The sequence below is a fragment of the Methylobacterium sp. J-067 genome, assembly GCF_022829465.1.
GTDB lineage: Bacteria > Pseudomonadota > Alphaproteobacteria > Rhizobiales > Beijerinckiaceae > Methylobacterium > Methylobacterium litchii.
Window position 1 is genome coordinate 1 of sequence record NZ_JAKSXZ010000015.1, and the last position, 9,059, is coordinate 9,059.

At 69.7% G+C, this 9,059-nt stretch carries 10 protein-coding genes and 1 rRNA gene; 3 read left to right on the forward strand and 8 right to left on the reverse strand.

Annotated features, from left to right (window positions below):
- Positions 1-220 (reverse strand): 16S ribosomal RNA (locus MKK52_RS00375); the annotation flags it as partial.
- Positions 221-862: 642 nt separating this feature from the next.
- On the opposite strand from MKK52_RS00375, the gene MKK52_RS00380 reads away from it, so the two are divergent.
- Positions 863-1,051: a hypothetical protein gene (locus tag MKK52_RS00380; protein ID WP_243951769.1), complete on the forward strand. Its 189-nt coding sequence runs from the start codon at positions 863-865 to the stop codon at positions 1,049-1,051.
- A 21-nt stretch (positions 1,052-1,072) separates the two neighbouring features.
- On the opposite strand, the gene MKK52_RS00385 is transcribed toward MKK52_RS00380, so the two are convergent.
- From MKK52_RS00385 to MKK52_RS00415, 7 genes are all read right to left on the reverse strand, one after another.
- Positions 1,073-1,780: a sensor histidine kinase gene (locus MKK52_RS00385; RefSeq protein WP_243951770.1), complete on the reverse strand. Its 708-nt coding sequence runs from the start codon at positions 1,778-1,780 to the stop codon at positions 1,073-1,075.
- A 56-nt stretch (positions 1,781-1,836) separates the two neighbouring features.
- A complete protein-coding gene (locus tag MKK52_RS00390; RefSeq protein WP_243951771.1) occupies positions 1,837-2,574 on the reverse strand; it encodes a Crp/Fnr family transcriptional regulator in 738 nt (245 codons plus the stop codon).
- Between the two features lie 121 nt (positions 2,575-2,695).
- A complete protein-coding gene (locus tag MKK52_RS00395) occupies positions 2,696-3,016 on the reverse strand; it encodes a DUF6285 domain-containing protein (RefSeq protein WP_243951772.1) in 321 nt (106 codons plus the stop codon).
- Positions 3,009-4,040, reverse strand: a complete 1,032-nt coding sequence (locus MKK52_RS00400; protein WP_243951773.1) for a phosphotransferase family protein — start codon at positions 4,038-4,040, stop codon at positions 3,009-3,011. Before MKK52_RS00400 ends, MKK52_RS00395 begins: the two co-directional genes overlap by 8 nt.
- Positions 4,041-4,042: 2 nt before the next feature.
- Positions 4,043-4,810, reverse strand: coding sequence for an SDR family NAD(P)-dependent oxidoreductase (locus MKK52_RS00405; RefSeq protein WP_243951774.1), 768 nt, complete (start codon positions 4,808-4,810; stop codon positions 4,043-4,045).
- Positions 4,811-4,817: 7 nt separating this feature from the next.
- Positions 4,818-5,996, reverse strand: a complete 1,179-nt coding sequence (locus MKK52_RS00410; protein WP_243951775.1) for an acetyl-CoA C-acyltransferase family protein — start codon at positions 5,994-5,996, stop codon at positions 4,818-4,820.
- Between the two features lie 17 nt (positions 5,997-6,013).
- Positions 6,014-7,219 (reverse strand): acyl-CoA dehydrogenase family protein, encoded by a 1,206-nt coding sequence (locus tag MKK52_RS00415; RefSeq protein ID WP_243951776.1) that lies wholly within the window; start codon positions 7,217-7,219, stop codon positions 6,014-6,016.
- A gap of 150 nt (positions 7,220-7,369) precedes the next feature.
- On the opposite strand from MKK52_RS00415, the gene MKK52_RS00420 reads away from it, so the two are divergent.
- Entirely contained in the window at positions 7,370-8,302 is a 933-nt protein-coding gene (locus tag MKK52_RS00420; RefSeq protein WP_243951777.1) for an AEC family transporter, read from the forward strand.
- Between the two features lie 94 nt (positions 8,303-8,396).
- Positions 8,397-9,059, forward strand: a 663-nt coding sequence (locus tag MKK52_RS00425) for a TRAP transporter small permease (RefSeq protein WP_243951778.1), incomplete at its 3' end; no start/stop codon positions are given.

Genomic DNA, 9,059 nt, shown 5'->3' on the forward strand with positions numbered 1-9,059 from the left:
ACTAGCTAATCAGACGCGGGCCGATCTTCCGGCAGTAAACCTTTCCCCAAAAGGGCGTATCCGGTATTAGCTCAAGTTTCCCTGAGTTATTCCGAACCAGAAGGCACGTTCCCACGCGTTACTCACCCGTCCGCCGCTGACCCCGAAGGGCCCGCTCGACTTGCATGTGTTAAGCCTGCCGCCAGCGTTCGCTCTGAGCCAGGATCAAACTCTCACGTTAAAGAGAATGATCTCAGCTGATCACAACATTTGACGAAGACTCACAAACGTTTCGGATGTTTCCATCCGAGGTTGTGAGTACGAAACGTTGGACAGCTTAGTCTCTTATCGACCCGGCTTTCGCCAGGTCCGCAAGGACAAACGCCGTCCGCGTTTCTCTTTCTCAGATTTACTTTTCAAAGAGCGCCGCTCGTTTCAGCGAGCGATTTAGTCTCTAACAACTTCAAACTGACTTGGCAAGTGCCTTGTTTGCTTGTCGTTGTCTTTAGAAGTCTGCCCTGGCGGCTCGCGATTGCTTGCTGGCCGCGTCGGGAGGCGGTCGTATAGGCTGGCGCGAATGGGCTGTCAATCGCGTCCGGGAAGCCGCCGGCAAAAATCTCAGCCGGCTTCCGATGACGCCACGGGTCTCAAATGGGGAGACCTCTCGCGCCTCGCCAGTCCGTGCCTGGCCCCCTCACCTCGTCGCGCTGTCGCGCCTCAGCCGCTCCGTGGACGGGTCCGCCTGCGCAGTCTTTGCGGTGGGAAACGCCGGGACGACGATCCCATCACCCCTGAAAGTTGTGCGATGACAACGACTTCGCGTCCCGGTGAGGGCGCGGACCATTCCGGACACAGGCGAGGCTCACCGCCCGGCAGGTACCTGATGATCGTCGTTCCCTTCATTGCGCTGTGCTTCAGTGTGCCGGTGGCAATGGGCCTGAGCCTGCTGTGGATCGCCACGACCGGCCATGCCGACCTGACCCCGATGCCGCAGGATGCCGCGATCCTGGCCGCCGCGTCCGGCCTAATCAGCCTCGCCCTCGCCCTGCTGTCGCGGGTGCGTCGCCGCTGACGCAACCCTGGTCTGCTTCTCTCACCCCTCGGCGGGGTCGGGCGGATCCTGCGCGATCCGCCCGATCCGGTCGGTGAAGGGCAGGCGGATCGTGCAGCGCAGGCCGCTGGGCGCGAAGACCAGCGACGTGTCGGCGCCCAGCTCGTAGGCGAGCAGGGTTTCCAGCACCTCCCGCCCGAAGCCGTGCTGCATCGCGGAGTCCGGGTCGATCGCCCCTCCCCGCTCGGTCCAGACGAGGGTGAGCATCCGCCCGCCCGCCTCGTCCTCCACCTGCCAGCGCACCTCGACCGCACCCGCCGGCACGTCGAGGGGGCCGTGCTCGACGGCGTTGCTGACGAGTTCGTGCATCGCCATCGCCATGGCCTGCGCGGGCTTCGGCCGCAGCCGGAGCGAAGGGCCCTCGATCACGGCACGCTCCCCCTCGCGGACGAGGTGGAACATCAGCTCCTCGGTGATGAGGAGGTGCAGATCGGCCTCGCCGAACGCATCGGTGCGGCCGCGCATCCGCATCAGCGAGTCGAGCCGGCCTTCCAGATGCGCGACGTAGCTCTCCACATCGCGCGACGTCTCGGCCGAGCGCCACATCACCCGGCGCACCAGGGCCATCGTATCCCGCAGCGCATGGCGCAGGTTGTCCGCGACGCCCGCCTCGTCGAGCAGCCGCCGCAGGCGGGCGTTGTCGGCCTCCACGGCCGAGAGGCGGTCCCTCACGTCTCCCGGGTTAGTCATGGGCTGCCCTTCGTCATCCCGTTCGAAGTCAGACACCTCGATTGTGCGACGCGCACTCATGGCTCGATCGGGGGTGGGTCCATGCCCACGGTAAAGTGGAGATAGGCGGGGTCGAAATGCGCCAGCTCCGCGAGACGCGACGGGTCGTGGATCGTCAGGCGGCGGCTGCGCAGGGTGATCAGGCCCTGGGCGCGCAGCTCCTGCAGCGTCCGGTTGATGTGAACGCTGGTCTGGCCGAGGGAATGGGCGAGGTCGTGCTGCGTCAGCGGCAGCGGGCAGGTGGTGCGCGTGGCGAGGCCGACGGCCGCGAGGCGGGCGCGCATCTCGCAGAACAGGTGGGCGAGGCGCTCGATGCCAGAGCGGCATCCGAGGCTCACGGTCCATTCCCGCTGGATCGCCGCCGTGGCCAGGGCTTCGCGCTGGAAGGCGCGGTCGAGGTTGGGGCTGCGCGCGGTCAGGCTCTCGAGGGCTGCCCCGGGGATCGAGGCGTAGACGACGGGGGTCACGGCGCTGATCGCGTGGTCCATCCGGTCGAGCAGGAAGATGTGCGGGTTGCAGGAATCGCCCGGCAGGAGCAGCGAGACGATCTGGCGGCGGCCATCGGCCAATTGCCGCGCGCGGCAGGCCCAGCCTTCCAGGATGACGTTGACCGCATGCGGGTCGTCGCCCTCGTCGATGATGTCGGCGCGGGCGGCGATGCTCCGGGCGGGGCCGAGCGCCTCCGCCAACCACATCCGATCGGCCACCGAAAGCGGTACGTAGCGTGAAAGTTTTCCCGCTAGAGGATCGTGCATCGAACCCTATTGCGCCCGGATTTCGAATCCGGCCTACAGGATTCGCGAAACGCCGCACTCAAGTAGATCAGTCTTTCGTCGATAGCTCTTGAACGATTCTACTTCATGCAGAGTCGAGGAGTCATCGGCCGCTGCGCGGTTTCCAGATCCGCCCGGCGATGGCGGCCCGCTTCAACAACGCAGCATGAAGCGCAGGGTCGGCATCCCGGCGCCCCTCCCGGATCGCACGGACGAGCGCATCGGCTCCCTCCCCGGCGAGGAGGTCGGCTTCGGCGGCGGCGAGCCCATCCCCCTCGCCGATCTCGCGGGCGGCGATACCCAGCGCGTTGGCGACCATCAGTGCCACGTAGCGCGGGCGGCCGGTGAGGCCGGGTACGACCTCCTCGGCGAGCGCCCGGCGGGCGGCGTCGATCAGGTCGGCACCGGAGGGGTCGTCACGCATCGGAATGGCTCCGGGGCCAGGCGGCGGGGGCGGTGGCGGCGAGGATCGCCTGTTCCAGTTCCGGCACCATCCGCCCGGTAAGGGCGAGTTCGAGGGAGAATTCCCGCCCCGAGACATGACGCGCCCCCTGCTCCAGGGCGATCACCGCCCAGCGCAGATGCGCCATCACCTCCCAAAAGGCGACCCGCGGGCGGTCCACCGGCTGCCCGCCCCCGGCGAGATAGCCGCGCTCGAACGCCTCGCGGGAGCCGATGCCGCCCGCCTCCTTGTCGAGGCGGCCGAAACGCCAGCAGGCGGCGCAGAACCAGCCGAGATCCTGGGCCGGATCGCCCCAGCCGGCGAATTCCCAATCGAGGATCGCGGTCAGACCGGCCTCATCGACCATGTAGTTGCCGGTGCGGAAGTCCCGGTGGACGAGGGCCGGCGCCGGGCAGGACGGCGCGGCGGCCTCGGCCCAGCGCAGGCCCCATTCGATGGCCGGGCGCTTGGCGCCGATCCCGTCGAGGTTTTCACGCAGGCGCGCGATCTCGGCGCGGGCCGGATCCGGTTCGGGCGGGCCGAGGAAGGCGAGCGCCGGCGGCGGGTCCTGGCGCGGATCGAGGACGCCATGGATCTTGGCGAGTTCGCGGCCGAGGTCTTCGGCGAGGGTTTCACGGTCGCCGCCGAGGGTAAGGTCCTTGGCGATGCGCGGCCCGAGCCCCACGCCCGGCACCAGTCCCATCAGGGCGAAGGGCGCGCCGATCACCCCCGCATCGTCGCAGAAGCCGACCGGCTCGGGCACGCGCACCCCCGCCGCGTGGGCGGCTTCGAGCAGGCGGAACTCCTCCCGCCGGGAGCGGCTGGAGGCGATGGTGGCGGCCGCGTCCCTCCGCAGGACGAACTCCCGCACCCCCTCCCCGTTCCGGCAGCGGATCAGGCGGTTCTCCTGGATCGAGCCGCCGCCGAGGGGGCGGCTCTCCTCGATCGTCAGATCCGGGATGCCGAGATGTGAGGCGATCCAGGCGCTGAGCCGCGTCTCGTCCATGCTCACAGCCCCGAGACGAGGTGGCCGCCATCGACGGCGAGGACCGAGCCGGTCATGTACGATCCGGCCTGCGAGGCGAGGAGCAAGAGCGCCCCGTCGAGCTCGCCGGCCTCGCCGAGGCGGCGCTGCGGCACGCGCTTGATGAGGGCCTTGCCGGGCTCGGAATCGAAGAACGCGGCGTTGAGTTCGGTGCGGACGTAGCCGGGCGCCAAGGCGTTCACGCGGATGCCGTGGCGCGCCCATTCGAGGGCGAGGCTCTTGGTCAACTGGATCACGGCGGCCTTCGAGGCGGCATAGGATGCGAGCCCCCCGGCGACGCGTAGGCCGAGGATCGAGGCGACGTTGACGATGCTGCCCCCCTGCCCCGCCGCGACCATGCGCTTGGCGGTGGCCTGGGCAACGAGGAACACGCCCTTCAGGTTGGTGTCGAGCACCCCGTCCCACTCGGCTTCCGAGAGGTCGAGGGCGGGGGTCGTGGTGGTAACGCCCGCGTTGTTCACGAGCACGGCCACCGGGCCGAACCGCTCCCGGGCCCGGTCGAGGGCCGCCTCGATGCTCGCCCGGTCGGTGACGTCCATCACGACGGCCTGCGCCTGCCCGCCCTGCGCCTCGACGGTGGCGACCGTCTCGGCCAGCGCCTCCGCGCGGCGGGCACCGAGGGAGAGGGTCGCCCCGCTCGTCGCCAGCATCGATGCAAAATGGCGCCCGAGCCCGCTCGAGGCGCCGGTCACGAGGATGTGCCGGCCGGTCAGGTCGAAGATGCCGCTCATGCTCGCCTCACTGCACGCGCTCGAAGGCTACGGCGATGCCCTGGCCGCCGCCGATGCACATGGTGGCGAGGCCGTAGCGGCCGCCGACGCGGGCGAGTTCGTAGAGGGTCTTCACGGCGATGATCGCCCCGCTGGCGCCGATCGGGTGGCCGAGCGCGATGGCGCCGCCGTTCGGGTTCACCTTGTCCGGGTCGAGGTCGAGGGCGCGGGACACCGCGCAGGCCTGGGCGGCGAAGGCCTCGTTGGACTCGATGACGTCGAAGTCCGAGGCGCGCAGTCCGGTGCGCTTCAACAGGCGCGTCACGGCCGGGACCGGACCCATCCCCATTTCGGACGGGTCGACGCCGGCATGGGCGTAGCCGACGATGCGGGCGAGCGGCGCCCTTCCCTCGCGGGCGGCCTTGTCGGCGCTCATCAGCACGAGGGCGGCGGCGCCGTCGTTGAGGCCCGAGGCGTTGCCGGCGGTGACGCTGCCGGTCTTGGCGAAGGCCGGGCGGAGCTTGGCGAGGTCGTCGCGGCTCGTGGCCTTGGGGTGCTCGTCGGTGTCGAAGGGCACGGTCTCGCGCTTGCGCTGCACCGGGATCGGAAGGATCTGGTCGCGGAACCGGCCTTCCGCGATGGCCCGGGCCGTGCGGGACTGGCTCTGTTCGGCGAAGGCGTCCTGATCCTCGCGGGAGATGCCGTAGCGGCTTGCGATGTTCTCGGCGGTGACGCCCATATGGCCGTTGCCGAAGGGATCGGTGAGGGCGCCGGTCATGTAATCGACGGCGGTGATGTCGCCCATCTTCTGGCCGAACCGGGCCGCCGACAGGAGATGCGGCGACCGGCTCATGCTCTCGGCGCCGCCCGCGAGCGCGGCGTTTGCATCGCCCAGCATCACGGATTGGGCGGCCGAGACAAGGGCCTGCAGGCCGCTGCCGCAGAGGCGGTTCACGGTCATTGCGGGCACTTCCTGCGGGATGCCGCCCTCCATCGCCGCGACGCGGGCGATGTAGGCGTCGCGCGGGGTCGTGGGGATGACGTGGCCGAAGACCACGTGGCCGATCTCCTCACCCTTGGTCCCGGAGCGCTTGAGCGCCTCGGTCACGCATCGCGCGGCGAGTTCGGAGGGCGGGATCGCCGCCAGCGACCCGCCGAAGGTGCCGATGGCCGTGCGCACGGCCCCGGTGATGACCACGTCCGTCATGGCGACCATTCCCTTTGTTACGCGCCCACGTCCCAGGTCCAGAAGGCGTCGCCCTCGGCTTCCAGGTTGCGGTTCAGCACCATCTTGTGGACCTCGTCGGCCCCGTCCACGAGCCGCGCCTGCCTTGCGTAGCGGTAGATCCATTCGAGGGGCGTATCCGTGGAATAGCCCCGCGCGCCGTTGATCTGGATCGCCGTGTCGGCCGCCGCGTGCAGGAGGTTCGCCACATGGACCTTCGCCATGGAGACCTCCTTGCGGGCGAAGCTGCCCCGGTCCAGCGCCCAGGCGGCCTTGGCCACGAGGAGCCGGCCGATCTCGATGCGCATGGCGAGGTCGCCGAGCATGAGCTGGATGCTCTCCCTGTCGGCGAGGCGGATGCCGAAGCCGTGCCGCTCGGCGGCGTAGGCACGGGCGATCTCGACGCAGCGCTTCGACAGGCCGAGCCAGCGCATGCAATGGGTCAGGCGCGCCGGGCCGAGGCGGATCTGCGTGAGCTTGAGCCCGTCGCCCTCGTTCATCAGCACGTCGCGCGCGGGGATTTCCAGCCCCTCGAAAGCGATCTCGCAATGGCCGCCGTGCTCCTCCGGCCCCATGATCCCGATGCGCCGGACGATGTGCCAGCCGGGGCTGTCCCGGTGGAACAGGAAGGCGGTGAGGCCCTTGCGGGCATCGTCGGAGGTCCGCGCCATCAGGATGAAATGGGCCGCGTCCTCCGCGCCCGTGATGTACCACTTGCGGCCGGTGACGACGTAGGTGTCCCCCCGCCGCTCGGCGCGGGTCTGGATCATGCCGGGGTCCGAGCCACCGCCGGGATGGGGCTCCGTCATCGCGAAGGCGGAGCGGACCTCGCCGCGCACGATCGGATCGAGCCAGCGCGCCTTCTGCTCGGGGGTGGCGACCTTTTCCAGCACCATCATGTTGCCGTCGTCGGGGGCGGCGGAGTTGAACACCACCGGGCCGAAGATCGAGCGGTTCATCGCCTCGTAGCAGACCGCCATGCCGACCTTGTCGAGGCCCGCCCCGCCGGTCTCCGGCTTGAGCTGGAGGCACCACAGGCCCTCGGCGCGGGCGAGGCCGCGCAGGCGCTCCAGCTCCGGCAGCGCGATGTTGCCGTGGCCGTCATAGGCGGCCTTGTCCCGCTCCACGGGGATGACGTGGGTGTCGACGAAGGCCGCGATGCGCGCGCGGTAATCCTCGACGCGCGGGGGAATCGTGAAATCCATGATGGTCCCGTTGTGAGGCCCTGGCCCGTATGATGTGGGTCCTATCCTCTGTTGGGAAGGGCCGAAGCCTGACAGATCCGGCCGTCACGGTTTCCGGGGGCGGGAGGGTCGTGTAGGGGTCGCGCTTCCTCCTTCCTCCCCGGACAAGGCATGCAGGCGGTCCTGAACGCGGCGCTGCCGATCTTCGCGCTGATCCTTCTCGGCTTCCTGTGCGGGCGATTCGGCGTCTTCACCCGCGAGGCGACCGACAACATCAACCGCTTCGCCATCTACCTCGCCCTGCCGGCGCTGATCTTCACCACCATGGCGCGGATCACGCCGGCCGAGATCGGGCAGTTCGGCTTCTCGGCGGCCTTCGCCCTCGGCATCGCGGCGACCTTCGCCCTCGCCTATGGCCTCGGGCGGCGGCGGGGCGGCTCGGTCGCCGATGCCAGCATCGAGGGGCTGGATGCGGGCTACAGCAATGTCGGCTTCATGGGCATCCCGCTCTGCCTGCTGGTCTTCGGGCCGGAGGGGCTGCCGGCGGCGGTGATCGCCACCCTGTTCACCGCCTGCGTCCTGTTCCTCACCGCCATCGTGATGGTGGAGTTCGACCTGCGGCGGGGCGTCGACCGGCGCAGCACCGTGAAGCGGGTGTTGCTCTCGCTGCTGCGCAACCCGCTCTTCCTCGCGCCCATCGCCGGGCTCGCGGTGGGGCTGACCGGCTTGGCCGTGCCCTTGCCCCTCGACACCTCCGCCAAGCTCCTCGGCGGCGCGGCTTCGCCCTGCGCGCTGATCTGCATCGGCCTGTTCCTGGCGCAGGAGCGCGGCGTGGCGGGGGACCGAAAGCTGATCTGGCTCCTCGTCGGGCTGAAGCTCGTCGTGCATCCGGCGCTGACGGCCCTCCTCGTCTATTACGTGTTCCCCGTGCCGCCCCTCTGGGCGCGGGCGGCGGTGCTGCTCAGCGCCCTGCCCATCGGCTCCGGGCCCTTCACCCTCGCCAAGCTCTACGGGCTGCAGGCGGGCGTCACCTCGGGGGCGATCCTCGTCTCGCACCTCGTCTCGGTCTTCACCGTCTCGGCGCTGGTGGCGTGGCTCGGCTGAGGCCGGTTCACTGGCCGGGCCGGCGCAAGTATGGGATGTGTTCGTACGGAGACCGGGACAACCCGGCTCCGGCCCCGCACAGGGCTTTGGGAGGATGGCGATGGATATCGCGGCGGTGGAAGCTGCGGGCGCGGGCGGTCATGGGATCGGCCTGGATGGCCCGCCCCTGCGGGCCCGGGGCTGGCTCAAGAGCCTCGACACCGCCATCGGCTGGCTCGTCGAGATCCCCGCCGCCCTCCTCGTGCTCGCCGAGATCGGCGTGCTGCTCTCGGGCGTCGTCAGCCGCTACGTCTTCCACGAGCCGCTGATCTGGTCCGACGAGCTCGCCGGCATCCTGTTCCTCTGGCTCGCCATGCTCGGCGCCGTCGTCGCCTTCCGCCGGGCCGAGCACATGCGCATGACCGCGCTCGTCGCCATGGCCGGACCCCGCACCCGTGCCTTCCTCGAGACGCTGGCCCTCGTCGCGGGCCTCGTCTTCGTCTGCCTCGTCCTCCACCCGGCCTACGAGTTCGCCGGGGAGGAGGCCTTCGTCCAGACGCCTGCGCTGGAACTCAACAACGCGTGGCGCGCCGCCGCCCTGCCGGTCGGCTTCGGGCTGATGCTCCTCATCGCCCTGATCCGATTGCTGGAAACTGCCGACTGGAAGGTGACGCTCGCCGCGCTGGCCACCGGCCTCGGACTCGCCGGGGCGCTGGTGGCGGTGCAGCCCTTCCTGATGGACCTCGGCAACCTCAACCTGCTGCTGTTCTTCGTCCTT